Genomic DNA, 16,046 nt, shown 5'->3' with positions numbered 1-16,046 from the left:
GGGACGTCTAAGGGAGGCGGATTATTCCCTAAATGCATAAAAAAATCCAGAAAAAATTGAAATACATCACATATTTTTCGCTTTTACATCAATACTGGTTATCATATCGTCAAAACTTGATGAATATCTCGTCACAGCACCCATCTCCTAGCAAATTGACCTAGTTAAATAAGAGGGCAATTAATTAACGCTCACTTCGCCTTTAAGTAGTAATCAAGCCTCGCAATGATTATAGTGTGCTCAATTGTCCTCGATAGATAAAAGTCAAAATGTTTCAAGATAATCCTCTACTCGCTCAACTCAAACAGCAAATCCAAGAAACCCTCCCTAAAAAGGAAGGTACAATCAAAGCCACTGAAAAAGGGTTTGGTTTTCTCGAAGTCGATAACAAGACCAGCTTCTTCATTCCACCTCCATACATGAAGAAATGTGTACACGGTGACAAGGTAATTGCCATCATTCGCACCGAGAAAGATCGCGAAGTAGCAGAGCCTGAGGAATTGATTGAACAAGGCCTTACTCGTTTTATTGCACGAGTGAAGTTGTTTAAAGGTCGTTTGAACGTTGTTCCAGATCACCCACAACTGAAAAAGCTGCAACTTAAAGCGAAAGCAAAAAAGGGGCTAAACCCTGAAACGCTAAAAGAAGGCGACTGGGTTGTTGCTCATATCATTCAACACCCGTTAAAAGGTGACAACGGATTCTTGGCTCAAATATCTGAAAAAATCACAGATGCTGACGACAAGATCGCACCTTGGTGGGTAACGCTTGCACAAAACGACCTACCAAACAGCGAACCTGAAGGCATCGACGACTGGCAGATCAAAGACGATGCTGATCTTGAACGTATCGACATGACTCACGTCCCTTTTGTGACTATCGATGGCGAAAGCACAAAAGATATGGACGATGCGCTTTACGCTAAGAAGAAAGAGAACGGTGATTTTGAGCTAACTATTGCGATTGCTGATCCTACCGCTTACATCTCTCCAGATGATGCGATGGATAAAGTGGCTCGTGAGCGCGGTTTCACTATTTACCTGCCTGGCCGTAACATTCCTATGTTACCTCGTGATCTCGCTGATAACTTATGCTCACTAATAGAAAACGAAGTTCGCCCGGCACTTTGCTGCACAGTGACAGTATCTAAAGAGGGTGTTATCGGTGATGACATTAACTTCTTCGCTGCCAATATCAAATCTCACGCTCGTCTTGCTTACGACAATGTATCTGATTGGCTAGAAACTGGCGCATCTGAGAAGTGGCAACCGTCAGAAGAGATCGCTGCGATTGTTTCTGACCTTCACCAATTTGCACAAGCACGTTCAGCATGGCGCTCAACAAACGCTGTTGTATTCCCAGATCGCCCTGACTACCGCTTTGAGCTTAGCGAAGATAACGATGTTGTCGCTATCCACGCAGACATGCGTCGCACTGCAAACAAGTTGGTTGAAGAGTCTATGATCAGCGCGAACATCTGTGCAGGTCGAGTATTAAAAGAAAGCTTTAACCAAGGTGTCTTTAACTGTCACTCTGGTTTTAAAGCTGAGAAAGTAGCAGACGTTCTAGAACTGGTTAATCCAGAAGCTGAAACACCATTTACAGAAGAGCAGATCGTTTCTCTAGAAGGCTTCGCAACTCTGCGCCGTTGGTTAGGCTCTTTAGACAACAGCTACTACGACAACCGTATTCGTAAATTCCAAGCGTACAGCGAGATCAGCAATGAACCTGCGCCACACTACGCGATGGGTTTAGACATTTACGCGACGTGGACTTCTCCAATTCGTAAATACGGTGACATGATTAACCACCGTATGCTTAAAGCACACATCTTAGGTAAAGCGCCAATTCAAACGCCAGATGAAACGATTGGTGATGAACTTGCCCTGCACCGCCGTCACCACGGTATGGCTGAGCGCAATGTTGGCGATTGGTTGTACGCTCGTACTCTAGCAAACGCTCCTGTAGAAGAGACTCGCTTCCAAGCAGAGATCTTCGACATTAACCGTGCTGGTATGCGTGTGCGTCTACTTGAGAATGGTGCAGCTGCATTTATCCCTGGTTCTCTCATTATTGATAATAAAGAGAGAATAGAGTGCAACGGTGATATGGGTACTGTATCTATCGATAAAGAAATGGTATACAAACTGGGAGACGTTTTAGAAGTAGTTCTCTTCGAAGTTAATCAGGAAAACCGTAACTTAGTAGCAAAACCTACTCAAGTATTTGCGGACTTGCCTAGCGAGCCTGAAACGACAAACGAAACCGAAGCTTAAGAGCTTTAACGGTTACGGCTTTCAAGGTTACGGCTTTCAAGGTCAAAGCTTACAAGGTTAGAGCTTTCAAGGTCAAAAGCTTCAAAGGTTCACTTCTAAAGGCGCTAATTATTAGCGCCTTTTTTGTAAATGTCTCATGCTTAAACAATACTTAAAAAAAATAATCAATAAGCAATCAGTTTACAACGTCAAAGAAGCGCACTATGTCATCAATCACAGTTACTCAATTCAGAAATTTCATTCCCAGGAAACGGGAACGTTACCCCGCCTCTAAAAACGGTATTTTCATCGTTTCTAAAGGCAGTATTTCTTTCGTGCTACCTGATGGGACTGAAGCCTCATTGCAAGCCGGAGATTTTACTCTTTACAATTCTGGTCAGATTAAAGACATCACCGTTGACACTGAGAATGGCGAATTCAGCGCAACCTGTGTAGATTTTGATTTAGCTATTTTTCAGAAATTCATTAATCAGTTTAGCGACCTAGAACCCACTCGAGTCCCAGATAAATACATTAAGTTTAATCAAACTGATACCGAAATCTGCCAATTGAAAGAACTCATCATGTCGCTCGTTCATTCATCGACTCAGAATGACTACGCACTCACTCAATTAGGTTTAGGTTTGCTCTCTCTAATGATCGAGCAGCACCCTGCTCTACTAGTTATTATTGCCCGAGCGTCAAGGTTAACCGTGACGCAAAAGGTCATTCATTATATTGAACAGAACATTGAGAATAATATCTCACTCGATACCCTAGCCAGCTATATGGGGATGTCACCAGCCACACTTAAACGCCGTTTATCGGCCGAAGACCTTTCCTTTTCAAATCTATTAAAGATAAAGCGAATCGCCCACGCAGCGACACAGCTCAGAACATCGAATAAATCTATTACTCAAATCGCTTATGAATCTGGATTTAAAAGCGCGGCACACTTCAGTACAGCCTTTAAAACCTATCATGGCAAGACTCCAAAAGACTTCCGCTCTTTGGTTGCACAGTCTTATTAGTTGCACAATATTATTGGCTGCACTGTCTTATTGGTTGAACAGTCTTAGAAAGTGCAGGTGCAGGTAAAAGTAAAAATCTGAAATGTGTTGGTGGGAATTTACGAAGGTCGTTCGTTTTTGGTATCAAACCACCAGCGAACGCCTAAGTAAAATGGTCACGACCAGAAGTAGGATTTAGGGTCTTTTTCTATTTCAGCCAAAATAGCATCAAGATCCTTGGATTGAGGAAGGTAAGGGTAAGGTCCCCAATTGACAGAGTCGGTTTCCGCATTATCTTCAAGTGGCACCATCACCACCCAGCAAGATAACGACTCATCAAAGGTAACGCAGGCGATCTCGTTGGTATAATCACTATGAGATGAGTCGAGTAGATAATGCGCCTGAGAAAACAGCACACCACCCTCACACTCTTCATAAAGGGATTTGCCTAGCTCTACAGGTAAACTACGATTTCGTGAAGTACAGAGCCTCTCAGCTCCAATTAAAAGACGATTCAGTTCTATATGAATAACGGACATAACACCTCTTGTAACTTCATAGAAACTTCTAAGTAGTGAATTCCTCTACTTAGCTTAGGACTCAACGATCATTTTAGCGAACAAGTGCAAACAAAATACCCGCCCTGCTCCCAGAAACGAATCCTTCTTCAGTAAACACATTCTAAAAGGGTAAAGCCGTCTAAATTTCATTAACCAGTGCCATTTTGGCAGCCACACTGTCTTTCACTCACCAGATTAACTGCTATAACGTATCCGTATAGAATTTCACAAAAGTGTCATATAACCGACCAATCATAGCCAACAAATGTTATTAACTAGGAGTTGTTTATGTTACGAGTCGCGCTTGCCTCTCTTTTATCCTTAGCCCTGTCTTCTCAAGCTGCTTTAGCACAAGAAACCACTATTTCGGGCTCCACTTCAGTATCACGAGTGATGGATGTATTAGCTGAGGAGTACAACAAGACTCACCCTGATAACTATATTGCGGTTCAGGGCATCGGTTCTACAGCGGGTATTACCATGGTTAACAAAGGTGTCTCTGATATCGGTATGAGCTCGCGTTATTTAACCGACCGCGAACAGGACGAGAAGTTGAAGGTGTTTCCAATTGCCTTTGACGGCCTAGCTGTCGTAACTAACCGCTCAAACGCTGTAAGCAACGTTACACGTGAGCAGCTATTTGATATCTACAAAGGCAAAATTACGAACTGGAAAGCCGTGGGTGGTGCGGATCAGCCTATCGCAGTTGTAACTCGTGAAGCGTCTTCTGGTTCACGCTACAGCTTCGAAAGCTTGCTTGGTTTAACGAAAATCATTAATGACCGTCTGGTTTCTGACATCAACCCAAATAACTTGGTTGTAAACAGCAACAGCATGGTTAAAACGATTGTTAACCATAACCCACACGCGATTGGATTTATCTCTGTAGGTTCGATCGACCGTTCGATTAAAGCCATTACATTTGAAGGCGTAGAGCCAACATCTAAGAACATTGCTAACCACAGCTATGAATTGGCTCGCCCATTCTTGTTGCTACACAAAACTGAATCAGTTTCTGACGAGAGCAAAGATTTCATCAAGTTCGTGAAGTCAAAGCAAGGGCAAGATCTTATCGAAGAGTACGGCTACACGCGTATTAAGTAGCTTACTGCGTCTAAACTAACTAACCGCGTATTAATTAGCAAAACACGCATTAAGTAGTTACACACGTACTAAATAGCGACATACACATTAAGTCAGCAAAGGCTTTTCGTGATGTTGTTACCAACGCTAGAGATGTCGATTTGATACGACACAAACAAAAAGAGAGAGCCTTAAGCTCTCTCTTTTTTTGAATCTATAATCTTCGCTTAAAAGCAGTTCCACTTACAAAAAAAGCTCTAGAAGTGAAGTTGGATTACCGAAACAATCACAGCACCAGGACGACGGATACCTTCGATTTCTACGCGAATTTCGCGTTCAATCTCTAGGCCTTTCTTAATTGGCGTTACTTTTGTTAGCGTACTTTTAGCACGAACGTTACTGCCCGATTTTACAGGATATGGGAAACGAACTTGGTTAAGACCAATGTTTACAACCATCTTCGCTGTTGGGAATTGAGACTTATCAGGATCAACACTGTCAGTCAGTCTAGGAAGCAGAGACAAAGTCAAAAAACCATGTGCGATGGTTGTTTTGAACGGAGAATCTGTTTCAGCCTTAGAAGGTTCAGTATGGATCCATTGCATATCTTCAGTAACAAGGCCGAACTGGTTGATACGGTCTTGACTAACATTGATCCAGTCGCCAGTATGAATAACTTCACCGATCTGCTGATTAAGCTCATCAAATACAAGCTGTGCTTCTCGCGTTAATACGAGCGGCTGTTCTATTGGCATCTCTGGTGCATCTTCATTTACAGCAGGTTTGTGGTGATCACGAACCCAAGCAAAGAAATGGCTATTTTGCGTACGATTCAGAAAGTCACCCCAGTAATCTCTAAGAGCTGGAGACATCCATTGCATAAACTCTGAGTGTTGCGAAGACACGCTATCGCCTCGGTGTTTAAATAAATCAATGACTTTCATAAGAACCTCAATGCACAAAAAATTTCAATATAACTAGGTAATTTTGAAACACTTCACACTATTGTGCAAATGTTTTCGAGCATACACTCGTTAGCTGAACACTGTTATTTCCATATTAAACAGACACTTAATAATAAAACATCATTTTATTACAAAACCTAAATTAGAGTGTTAGCTCCATCACAAAACGAACATTTGATTATATAAATAGCGTTTTTATTCACAAGCGGAATAAAAAAGGCTTAGCGTAATGCTAAGCCTTAGTTTTTACAAGGATTTAATCCTGCAAGGGATTAGCCTTGCAAGGCGTTAATCTTATCGGAGTTAAGTCTCCTATTCGTCATCAAGTGGAATCAACTTAGTCGTGCCACCGTGTGCTTTCTCACGCTTACGTTGCACGAATGCATAGAAGCCTGGGATTAGGAACGTACCTGCTAACAACACACATAGCAGACCGCCGATCAGTGAAATACCCAACGAGTTCTGGCTCACGTGACCTGCACCCGCTGCAAAGATAAGCGGGAAAATACCTAAGATGAACGACCAAGAGGTCATGTTCACAGCACGGAAACGCAGCGTACCGCCCTTCACTGCCGCATCTTCAATTGATGCGTCTTTCTCTTCACGCTCCACTTTTGCGAACTCTACAATCAAGATTGCGTTCTTCGCGGCCAAGGCTATCAAGAGAACCAAACCAATTTGCGCATAGAGGTTCAACGGTGTGCCTGTTAGATTCAACGCTAAGAAGGAGCCTAAGGTTGCAACCGGTACCACTAAGATAATCGCTATCGGTATTGTCCAACTCTCGTATTGAGCCACCATAAACAGGTAGATGAAGATCAGAGCCAGTGCAAAAGCAAAGATCGCTTGGTTGCCTGCCAATACTTCTTGGTAGGCCATGCCTGTCCATTCGTACTGATAACCCTGAGGTAAGACTTCAGCGGCTACACGTTCCATTGCAGCAATCGCATCACCACTTGAGTAACCCGGCGCTGGTTGGCCTTGAATCACGGCACTGCGGTACATGTTGTAACGCCATGCGACATCTGGTTCGAAGATCTGGTCGTAAGTCACCAATGTACTGAGCGGGATCATCTCGCCATTAGACGAGCGCACGTGGAATCGTTGGAGATCATCCATGCTGCTACGGTGTTCACTATCAGCTTGCATGGTCACGCGGAAGTTCTTACCAAACATGGTGAAATCGTTCACGTACAGTGAACCAAGATTACCTTGCAGAGTTTGGAATATTTCCGACAACGGAATACCTAACTGTTGTGCTTTCTCACGGTCGATATCGACATAGTAGTGAGGAACGTTGGCACGGAAAGTACTGAACGTATGTGAAATCTCAGGCTGTTTGTTCGCCTCAGCAATCACGTCATTCATTACCATCGCCAGATCAGTACGACTACGACCTAATGTATCTTCTAGAACAAATTCGAAACCAGAAGCAGCACCCATACCCGGAACTGCTGGAGGTCCCATTGCAAACACAATAGCTTGAGGCAGTTCCGTGGCCGCTCGACCATTAATACGTTGTGAGATAGCTTGTGCGGAATGTTGACCATCTAGTGCGTTACGCATATCCCAATCATGCAGTTTGATAAATAACGACGCGCCATTCGAAGCAGAAGCGCCTGTCATGAATGCGTAGCCGTTTACCAGTGTCACACCATCAACACCCGGCTCTTGCTCAACCATCTCTAGCAACTGCTCAGTCACATCTTCTGTACGAGACAGTGATGCCGCGTCAGGAAGCTGCACGTTAACCAGCAAAATACCTTTATCTTCTTGAGGTACAAATGCCGTAGACGTGGTTTTCGCGAAATAAGTTACCGCCGCTAGTGCCACAACAAAGAAGGTAAACAGTAGTACACCCTTTTTCACAAGGAAGCCTGCAATTTGACCGTATTTGTTAGTAACAGACTCTAAGCCACGGTTGAACGCTTGGTACCAACGAGCTGTGTTGCCACCACCCTGCTTAAGAACCAGTGAACACAATGCTGGTGACAGCGTTAGAGCATTAATAGAAGAGATAACAACCGCAATACAAATAGTCAGAGCAAACTGACGATACATGATGCCAGTAATACCCGGCAACATCGCCACAGGGATAAACACGGCAAGAAGTACCAGTGTTGATGTAACGATAGGGCCCGTTACTTCTTTCATCGCGATCAGTGTTGCTTTACGCGGTGAAATAGTTGGGTCTTTGGCCATCGTCGTATCGACGTTTTCGATAACCAAGATCGCATCATCTACCACGATACCAATCGCCAATATCAAACCAAACAGGGTTACCGTGTTGATGGTAAATCCTGTCATCTGCATGACGGCAAAGGTACCAATCAACGACACCGGAATCGCAACCACAGGAATCAAGGTTGCACGCGCACTACCCAAGAACAGATAAGTAACCGCGATAACCAGCAAGATAGCTTCGATCAGCGTTTTCACTACGCCCTTAATCGACTCTGCAACAAAGACTGTGGTGTCATAACTCGCCTCGTAAGCAACACCTTCAGGGAAGTTAGTACTTAGATTGTCCAGCATCGCCATGACCGCTTTACCACTTTCCAACGCGTTTGCGTCTGACTGAAGTGACAGCGTTACGATTGAAGCATCTTGTCCTCGGTATTTACCATTGCCATCGTAGAATTTTTTACCTAACTCAACGCGTGCAATGTCTTTTAAGTAAACGGTTGAACCATCTTGATTTGCGCGAAGTACAACATTTTCAAACTCATCAGCCGTTTCTAAGCGGCCTTTTGTCACCAAGTTGAACTGTACTTCTTGTGGATTGGCGTATGGTGCAGCACCAATACGACCGGCAGCGACTTGAACATTTTGTTCAGCCAATGCGCCATACACATCAGATGTTGTTAAGTTCAGGTTAGCCATTTTCTCAGGGTCTAACCAAACACGCATCGAATACTCACCGCCGCCCAACACGTTCACTTCACTAATACCCGACACACGTGCCAGTTGGTCTTTAATGTTTAAGTTTACGTAGTTGATCAGGAACTGGTCATCATACTCACCGTTTGGAGAGTAGAAGTTCAATACCATCAAAAGGTCAGGTGAACGTTTCTTAACCGTTACGCCAACCATTCTAACTTCTTGTGGAAGCTTCGATTCGATTTGGGCGACTCGGTTCTGAACGTTGACCTGAGCCATATCAGCATCAGTACCGACATCAAAGGTCACATTTAGGTTGTATGAACCGTCGTTAGCACTTTTAGAAGACATGTAGATCATATCTTCTACGCCATTCACCGACGTCTCTATGGGGTCGGCTATCGCCTGTTCCACCACTTCAGCACTGGCACCCGTGTAGAATGCCGATACACTGACCGATGGTGGGCTAATTTTGGGATATTCGGCCACTGGTAAGATAGCGAGAGAGATCGCACCCGCCAGCGTTAATATTATGGATATGACAAGGGCAAACTTAGGCCTTTGAATAAAGAAACGACTTAACATAAATAGCCCCCTTACTCAGCTTGTTCAGCAGAAGCTTGAATACGAACGGACATACCATTACGTACACGCTGTAGGCCTTGAGTGATCACCGCATCGTCTTTCTCTAATCCAGATTGAACAATCACCCCACCTTCAACTTGTCGACCCATCTCAATATTTCTACGCTCAGCGACTGGTGCAGCTTCGCCTTCAACCAGTACCATTACAAAGTCACCTTCTAGGTCGGTTTGAACTGCACGTCGCGGAATAGTCACAACATCAATAGATTGTTTTTCACGCAGATCAACGCGCACATGTTGACCCGGAAGTAGTTGCTGATTCGGGTTATCGGCAATCGCACGCATCGCGATTGTGCCTGTATTGAGGTTGATACGATTGCCCAAGAAATCAAGCTGACCTAGGTGTTCAAACGCTTCACCATTCTCAAGTATGATCTGAACTTCAACACCCGCAGAGTCGCTGCTGCCGTCGCCTTCAATGCGATCCATCCCTAACTCAATACGCTCACGCTCACTGATGCTGAACGACGCATGAATTGGGTCTAAGCTAACCAAGGTAGTTAATACACCTGAAGACGGCGAAACCAGATCACCAGTACTCACTTTGGTGTCGCTGATTCTTCCAGAAAAAGGGGCGGTAATTTGGGTATGAGAAAGCTGAACATTGGCTGCGTTTAACTGAGCATGGCTAGCTTCAAGTTGCGCTTGTGAACCTAATAAGTTTGCCGTCAATGCATCGAATTCCGATTGAGAAATACTGCCTTTAGGAAGTAGATTCTTACCACGGTTAAAATCAAGTTCGGCTTTTTTAAGGTTCGCATTCGCTTGAGCAACAGAGGCTTTTGCACTTGCGACTTCAGCTTCAAACGAAGATGGCTCGATTGAGTAAAGCAATTGGCCTTTTTCGACCATTTGGCCTTCATTGAAATGACGGCTTTGTAGATAGCCTGAAACCTGCGCGGTGATAGCCGTGTCTTCAACGGCTTCAATACGACCGATGTACGACTTACTTTGCTGGTGAGAAACAACGCTAACATCCTGTACAGCTACGAGAGGTAGAGGCGCTTGCTTGGCATTTTGAGCATCTTGCCCACACCCAGCAAGAATAAGAGAGCTTGCAAGAGCCGTAAGGATCAACTTTTTACGCATGGTTATACCGTCACTTATTAGTATTTGAACAGCATAAAATTTACGTAACACACTCGTCACCATTGTCCGAGGAATATCAATTATAACTAGCCAAAGTGTATCAATATGTTAATTGAAACCAAGTGCTTATAAAGTGTTTACAAACACGTTACAATTCCTAAGTAAATCAACCTCTCAGCTTTTGTTCTCTATGGATATTGTCTAACATAATGTATGGTCAGACAGATAAGCATTCACATTTAATTGTTAAGGAATTCTCATGATTTCAAAATGGGCTAAGCGTTTCTATCAAATGGCGGAATTGGTCGGTTCTTGGAGTAAAGATCCTTCAACTCAAGTCGGCGCCGTAATCACTAAGCACAACCGTATTGTTTCCGTTGGTTTTAATGGCTACCCACATGGCGTGTCTGATAGTGCGGATACTGATGACAGGGAAATGAAGTACCTCAAGACGCTTCACGCTGAAGAAAATGCAATCTTGTTTGCTAAACGTGATTTAGACAGTTGTGAAGTTTGGGTGACCCACTTCCCTTGTCCGAACTGTGCAGCAAAAATCATCCAAACTGGGATTTCAGCGGTCCATTGCCCAGAGCAAAGTGAAGACTTCCTTTCTCGTTGGGGAGATAAGATCAAGATAAGCCAAGATATGTTTGAGCAAGCAGGTGTGGAAGTAGACTGGTTACCACTCGCTGATCTAGACTGATATCGAAGCTGAATTTCAGATATAGAAAAGCCGAGAGTCGATCTTATCGCTCTCGGCTTTCTTTTACTTTCAGTGCCTTACGTTTCAAACATGAAATACGTAAACAACTTAAAGCGTTAGTTAATTGGGGTCAAACGCTAGTTGGAAAGGCCTCTGCGTACGCTTCCATAAAGTCTTTACGAATATCTTGCTCAAGATGAATCGCTTTTTCGGTCGGACAGAAGATCATAAAGTGCACTTCTTGCTCACCCGTCGAACTGCTCGTGATATGGATATGAGGCTCAGATCCCGGAAGGTCAACGCCAGCGTGTTTTTCGATCACACCGTTATAACGGCGCGCAACATCGATAAACTCTTCACAGTGCTCTTCAATTTTCACAATAAGACCCGGCACCATAGGGTATAGGTTTACAAAGTCTTTCACCGTCACAAAAAAGTTATGATAAACGTAGCGCTTCATGAAATTAAGGTTCTTGACCGGGTAGGTGAAGAACATGCTATTGGGCAGCGTAGCGGTCTTACCTGTGAAATGGTATTGCCCGTGATATAGGTCGATTTCCTGAATCACAGTCGCCATCAAGTTGTGCTCAATCACCTCACCGCTGATTTTACCCACTTCGATCCAGTCACCGATTCTAAATGAACGAGAACTCGCACGCTGAATAGAACCGGTGAAACACAAAATGATCTCTTTAGATGCGACGACTATAGCAACAGCAATGGCCGTTACTGACAGCGCAAACTCGCTGATTTCAGATTTCCACAGCACAAATAAAGTGACCATAATAATGGCAAACGTACCGTTCTTGGTACGTGACATCCAGTTACGTTGATCTTCACTGAGAAAAGCGACATCACCACGGATTCGAGACAGAGTGATTCGTCGGATAATTAATATAATGCAGATGATCAGCACACTAAAAATAAACTTATTAGCGAGTAAGAAATCGATCACTTGCCACAACTTTTCCATTACGTATTCCTTTGTATTACAACAATTAAGCTTTATAACGACGAGCTTTACAGCGACTGACTCAACCCAAAAAACGCATTATAAAAAAGCGCTCAAAATAGAGCGCTCCTTTTCATGATTAATTCAGCTTAGGTAAGGCTATCATTTTATCTTGGCAGAAGTAATAAATTGACCAAAAGTTTCACACCAAATCACAACCGTATTAAATCGATTAAGATCAATACCTTCAGGCAGCTCAACCATAAATCGGTCGAATGTTTTCACATCTCCGACTCTTAGTAACTCGCTCTTGCTGTCATTGAATGCCTGTTCGGTTTCAATAAACTTAGGTGATAGGTAAACTTTATAATCCGGTCCCGGTGCCAGTTCACCTTCAAAAGCTATCGCACTTTCAGAAACAGAAACGATGCCTTCTCCCCAATGCAAAAAGTCACTGTCTTGTCGGTCTTTAGTGAACTCGCCTGTGTAGATAGCCTGCTGACTGATCGCTTCAACAGAACTTGAGGAAGGAGAATCAGGCTCAATCAAGATAGGTAGTGCATAGATACCAAGCCCAAAACCAAAAGCACCCACGGCTAAGTGGGTGCAAAGTAAAACTAACTTTTTCATCGCGTACTCCCTTATGCTTAAAGAGAGTATTATTGAATACTCTTAAAAATACAAAGAGATATAACGCTTTGATATCCTATTTTTGGTAATGAGTCGCCGTACGCTGAGACAATTCGACAATCACTTTTACCGCTTGCTCCATGCCTTGAATGGTAATGAACTCATGAATACCGTGGAAGTTATAGCCGCCAGTGAAGATATTCGGACATGGTAGCCCCATGAAAGATAAGCGAGCGCCGTCTGTACCACCTCGGATCGGTTTGATCATTGGCTCAACATCGCACTCGATCATCGCTTGCTTCGCTAATTCAATAATATGTTGATGCGGTTCAACCATCTCTTTCATATTGAAGTAGCTATCGGTTAGCACCAGCTCAACACGGCCTTTCTCAAGACACTCATTCAGCTCATCCACTTTCTGTTGCATGAATGCCTTACGCGCTTCTACACCCTCACGTTCAAAATCACGGATGATATAACCCAGTTCAGAGCGAGCTACACCCATTTCAGCTGACTTCAGGTGGTAGAAACCTTCATAACCTTCTGTGCACTCTGGTGTTTCTTGCGTTGGCATCATCAATTGGAATTGCGCCGCGATATTCATCGCGTTGACCATTTTGCCTTTTGCGGTACCCGGATGAACGTTCACGCCATGACAGATAACATCGGCGCTCGTGGCATTAAAGTTCTCAAATTCCAACTCCCCTACCGGGCCACCATCAATGGTATACGCCCATTCGGCACCAAACTTCTTAACATCAAACAAGTTAGCACCACGGCCGATCTCTTCGTCTGGCGTGAAGCCAATACAAATATCGCCGTGTTTGATCTCTGGATTCGCTTTGAGGTAAGCAATTGCACTGATGATTTCAGCGATGCCCGCCTTATTATCAGCCCCAAGCAGAGTCGTGCCATCAGTAGTGATGAGGTCATGGCCATGCAAGGCATCAAGATCTGGGTATTGGCTTGGATTCAGGCATTCACCGCTTGCACCTAATTCTATCGTTCCACCTTGATAATCTTTAATCAGCTGTGGTTTCACGTTTGCACCGGAAGCATCAGGAGCGGTATCCATATGCGCCACAAAGCCAATAGCAGGCACATCGTAATCGACATTCGACGGCAGTTTCGCCATCAAATAGCCATTTTCATCTAAAGAGACATCAGCTAACTCTAATGCGATCAATTCTGATTTTAAGGCTTCAGCAAATGTTATTTGACCCGGTGAACTTGGGCACTGCTGATTAGAAGGATCGGATTTAGTATCAAAAGTAACGTAATTCAGAAAACGTTCTACAAGCTTTTCCATAATTCATCTCACCATGGATTAAGTAATTGATTTACTGACCTAATTATTATGTCGATAAGCGATGCATCGTTAAATAAAAACGAACACAGAGTCAGTAGCGAGGTTTTTCATCTTACGCCCCTGACCATCTATGTAATTGCTCTACATCATTATTGTGCGAAATTAGACGAGCTTCCTATACTTGAAATCAGAGGGTTTCGTCAGTTCAACATTGCATACGGATGATAAGAGATCGCTTTGTACGCATTCTACGCCCTCCACTCTCAGCCTATAAAAAGTACAAAGTGGATGATGATCACCCTTTATCCTTGATGCAGAATCTGTCATACGTTACACGGAGACACAGTTATGACGATTAATAAATATTTCATTTTATCTCCTCAAGCCTCTGAGGAAACGCTTCAGCCAGCATTACCTGAGAAAGAAGTTCAAAGGCAGGAAGCTCTAAGACAGGCGCAATCTCAAGGTGGGTTTGACACCAACGCGACCTCGTAACTTAATCAATACTCAGAACATATTTATAGAACCCCTAATAAAAGAGCTCTACTTCTCTATGATGTAGAGCTCTTTTGTCTTTGACTCTTCTTCTCTCTTTCTATGATGTCCTATTCAGGCGTCAAACCCATTCACGTTTTGTGACTCCCCTGCTTTATATCTATAGCTCCACGACTATGCGGCTAGCTCATTCGCTACGTTGAGAAATGACTCATTAAACTTCCCTCAGCCATACCTTGTCGTGTCATTTTGTGCTAATAATTTATATTCGTTTTCATTCCTCACTCGCTCTCTTTTCAAAAACTCTAATGCGAGTACCAGAGAACTTAACCACAGGAATCCCGAATTCAATGGAATATTCAAAACTAGGAAGTAGTCAAATTCCCGTTTCCCGCATCTGTCTTGGCAGCATGACTTGGGGGCTGCAAAATACACAACAGCAAGCCGACCAACAGATCGAATACGCACTAAGCCAAGGTATTAACTTCATCGATACTGCAGAAATGTACGCGGTTCCGCCTTCTCCAGAGACCTACGGCAAAACAGAAGCGATTATTGGTAACTGGCTATCGCGCCACCCGCAGCGCCGCCAAGAATTGATCATAGCGAGTAAGATTGCAGGCCCAGGCCTCCCTTGGGTTCGAGATGGTGGTCCTATAACGGGTGAAGCCGTAATCGAAGCGGTTGATGCGTCATTAAAGCGTCTACAGACTGATTATATCGACCTATATCAACTGCATTGGCCAAATCGAAATACACCTCACTTTGGAAAACAGTTCCCAAATCAAATTCGCTTCAGTGATATCGACCGGAAGCAGCATGAAGGGGAAATGTTGGAGATCCTTCAAGCCCTAGCGAGCTGCGTTAAAGCAGGAAAAATCCGTCATGTTGGTTTGTCTGATGACACTACTTGGGGTATCAACACCTATCTCAAGCTGAGCGAAAAACATGATTTGCCACGCATGGTCTCGATTCAGAATGAATTCAGCCTACTGCACGCAAAAGACTGGCCGTATCTGATTGAGAACTGTGTGCATGAAGACGTCGCTTACCTGCCTTGGTCACCGTTATCTGGAGGAATGCTCAGTGGAAAATACATCGATGGCGCAAGACCGGAAGGCAGCCGCTGGACATACATGCAGCGTAAGGGCATTTTCCGCGACACCGAATCTGCCAATGAAGCGGTAAAAGGATATGCAGAAGTCGCGAACACTCATGGATTTACGCCGAGCCAGCTTGCATTAGCATGGTGTAATCAAGTCGATGGTGTTACCTCATCCATCATTGGAGCGACCACGATGGAACAGCTCAAAGAAAACGTAGCCGCTTTCAGCAAGCCTCTATCAGAAGAGATACTCACTGATATCAACACAGTGTTTAAGCGCTACCCTGTTCCATATTAAGCTGTCAGTTCAGCTTAACTTAACTTAACTTAACTTAACTTAACTTAGGTAAGTAAATCCCATAAGAG

13 protein-coding genes are annotated in these 16,046 nt (G+C 43.8%); 6 read left to right on the top strand and 7 right to left on the bottom strand.

Annotated features, from left to right (window positions below; translation table 11 throughout):
- The first annotated feature begins 269 nt into the window (after positions 1–269).
- Together rnb and H5300_RS21130 are read left to right on the top strand one after the other, a co-directional pair.
- Positions 270–2,276, top strand: a complete 2,007-nt coding sequence (rnb, locus tag H5300_RS21135) for an exoribonuclease II (RefSeq protein ID WP_182796790.1) — start codon at positions 270–272, stop codon at positions 2,274–2,276.
- 203 nt (positions 2,277–2,479) lie between these two features.
- Positions 2,480–3,286 carry an AraC family transcriptional regulator gene (locus H5300_RS21130; protein WP_182796789.1) on the top strand — a complete coding sequence of 269 codons (807 nt, stop codon included), beginning with the start codon at positions 2,480–2,482 and terminating at the stop codon, positions 3,284–3,286.
- Between the two features lie 155 nt (positions 3,287–3,441).
- Here H5300_RS21130 and H5300_RS21125 read toward each other — a convergent pair whose 3' ends face one another.
- A complete protein-coding gene (locus H5300_RS21125; RefSeq protein WP_017077443.1) occupies positions 3,442–3,804 on the bottom strand; it encodes a DUF3024 domain-containing protein in 363 nt (120 codons plus the stop codon).
- Between the two features lie 309 nt (positions 3,805–4,113).
- Between H5300_RS21125 and H5300_RS21120 the strand changes: the two genes are divergently transcribed.
- Positions 4,114–4,929: a phosphate ABC transporter substrate-binding protein gene (locus tag H5300_RS21120; protein ID WP_017087313.1), complete on the top strand. Its 816-nt coding sequence runs from the start codon at positions 4,114–4,116 to the stop codon at positions 4,927–4,929.
- A 236-nt stretch (positions 4,930–5,165) separates the two neighbouring features.
- Here the strand turns inward: H5300_RS21120 and H5300_RS21115 are convergent, their stop codons facing one another.
- The 3 genes from H5300_RS21115 to H5300_RS21105 all read right to left on the bottom strand — a co-directional run bounded on the left by H5300_RS21115 (position 5,166) and on the right by H5300_RS21105 (position 10,486).
- Positions 5,166–5,852 (bottom strand): MaoC family dehydratase, encoded by a 687-nt coding sequence (locus H5300_RS21115; protein ID WP_004731744.1) that lies wholly within the window; start codon positions 5,850–5,852, stop codon positions 5,166–5,168.
- Positions 5,853–6,185: 333 nt separating this feature from the next.
- On the bottom strand, positions 6,186–9,338 hold the full coding sequence (locus H5300_RS21110; protein WP_004731746.1) for an efflux RND transporter permease subunit: 3,153 nt from the start codon (positions 9,336–9,338) through the stop codon (positions 6,186–6,188).
- A gap of 11 nt (positions 9,339–9,349) precedes the next feature.
- Positions 9,350–10,486: an efflux RND transporter periplasmic adaptor subunit gene (locus H5300_RS21105; RefSeq protein ID WP_029405039.1), complete on the bottom strand. Its 1,137-nt coding sequence runs from the start codon at positions 10,484–10,486 to the stop codon at positions 9,350–9,352.
- Positions 10,487–10,745: 259 nt separating this feature from the next.
- On the opposite strand from H5300_RS21105, the gene H5300_RS21100 reads away from it, so the two are divergent.
- Entirely contained in the window at positions 10,746–11,189 is a 444-nt protein-coding gene (locus H5300_RS21100; protein WP_004731749.1) for a dCMP deaminase family protein, read from the top strand.
- Between the two features lie 130 nt (positions 11,190–11,319).
- Here H5300_RS21100 and H5300_RS21095 read toward each other — a convergent pair whose 3' ends face one another.
- The 3 genes from H5300_RS21095 to pepT all read right to left on the bottom strand — a co-directional run bounded on the left by H5300_RS21095 (position 11,320) and on the right by pepT (position 14,080).
- A complete protein-coding gene (locus H5300_RS21095; RefSeq protein WP_004731751.1) occupies positions 11,320–12,162 on the bottom strand; it encodes a mechanosensitive ion channel family protein in 843 nt (280 codons plus the stop codon).
- A 141-nt stretch (positions 12,163–12,303) separates the two neighbouring features.
- A complete protein-coding gene (locus H5300_RS21090) occupies positions 12,304–12,771 on the bottom strand; it encodes a DM13 domain-containing protein (RefSeq protein WP_065608261.1) in 468 nt (155 codons plus the stop codon).
- Between the two features lie 76 nt (positions 12,772–12,847).
- Positions 12,848–14,080 carry a peptidase T gene (gene pepT / locus H5300_RS21085; protein WP_182796788.1) on the bottom strand — a complete coding sequence of 411 codons (1,233 nt, stop codon included), beginning with the start codon at positions 14,078–14,080 and terminating at the stop codon, positions 12,848–12,850.
- A 348-nt stretch (positions 14,081–14,428) separates the two neighbouring features.
- Between pepT and H5300_RS21080 the strand changes: the two genes are divergently transcribed.
- Positions 14,429–14,575: a hypothetical protein gene (locus H5300_RS21080; protein ID WP_181260196.1), complete on the top strand. Its 147-nt coding sequence runs from the start codon at positions 14,429–14,431 to the stop codon at positions 14,573–14,575.
- 350 nt (positions 14,576–14,925) lie between these two features.
- Positions 14,926–15,978 (top strand): aldo/keto reductase, encoded by a 1,053-nt coding sequence (locus tag H5300_RS21075; RefSeq protein WP_017081940.1) that lies wholly within the window; start codon positions 14,926–14,928, stop codon positions 15,976–15,978.
- Positions 15,979–16,046 lie beyond the last annotated feature (68 nt).

Origin of the sequence: Vibrio sp. SG41-7, assembly GCF_014164465.1 — a bacterium.
In the GTDB taxonomy this organism is placed as follows: domain Bacteria; phylum Pseudomonadota; class Gammaproteobacteria; order Enterobacterales; family Vibrionaceae; genus Vibrio; species Vibrio splendidus.
This window is presented reverse-complemented; position numbering and strand designations above follow the sequence as displayed.

Coding starts and splice junctions, on each gene's coding strand:
- H5300_RS21130 (WP_182796789.1), top strand. CDS start 2,480: ATGTCATCAATCACAGTTACTCAATTCAGAAATTTCATTCCCAGGAAA.
- H5300_RS21120 (WP_017087313.1), top strand. CDS start 4,114: ATGTTACGAGTCGCGCTTGCCTCTCTTTTATCCTTAGCCCTGTCTTCT.
- H5300_RS21115 (WP_004731744.1), bottom strand. CDS start 5,852: ATGAAAGTCATTGATTTATTTAAACACCGAGGCGATAGCGTGTCTTCG.
- H5300_RS21110 (WP_004731746.1), bottom strand. CDS start 9,338: ATGTTAAGTCGTTTCTTTATTCAAAGGCCTAAGTTTGCCCTTGTCATA.
- H5300_RS21100 (WP_004731749.1), top strand. CDS start 10,746: ATGATTTCAAAATGGGCTAAGCGTTTCTATCAAATGGCGGAATTGGTC.
- H5300_RS21090 (WP_065608261.1), bottom strand. CDS start 12,771: ATGAAAAAGTTAGTTTTACTTTGCACCCACTTAGCCGTGGGTGCTTTT.
- rnb (WP_182796790.1), top strand. CDS start 270: ATGTTTCAAGATAATCCTCTACTCGCTCAACTCAAACAGCAAATCCAA.
- H5300_RS21125 (WP_017077443.1), bottom strand. CDS start 3,804: ATGTCCGTTATTCATATAGAACTGAATCGTCTTTTAATTGGAGCTGAG.
- H5300_RS21105 (WP_029405039.1), bottom strand. CDS start 10,486: ATGCGTAAAAAGTTGATCCTTACGGCTCTTGCAAGCTCTCTTATTCTT.
- H5300_RS21080 (WP_181260196.1), top strand. CDS start 14,429: ATGACGATTAATAAATATTTCATTTTATCTCCTCAAGCCTCTGAGGAA.
- pepT (WP_182796788.1), bottom strand. CDS start 14,080: ATGGAAAAGCTTGTAGAACGTTTTCTGAATTACGTTACTTTTGATACT.
- H5300_RS21095 (WP_004731751.1), bottom strand. CDS start 12,162: ATGGAAAAGTTGTGGCAAGTGATCGATTTCTTACTCGCTAATAAGTTT.
- H5300_RS21075 (WP_017081940.1), top strand. CDS start 14,926: ATGGAATATTCAAAACTAGGAAGTAGTCAAATTCCCGTTTCCCGCATC.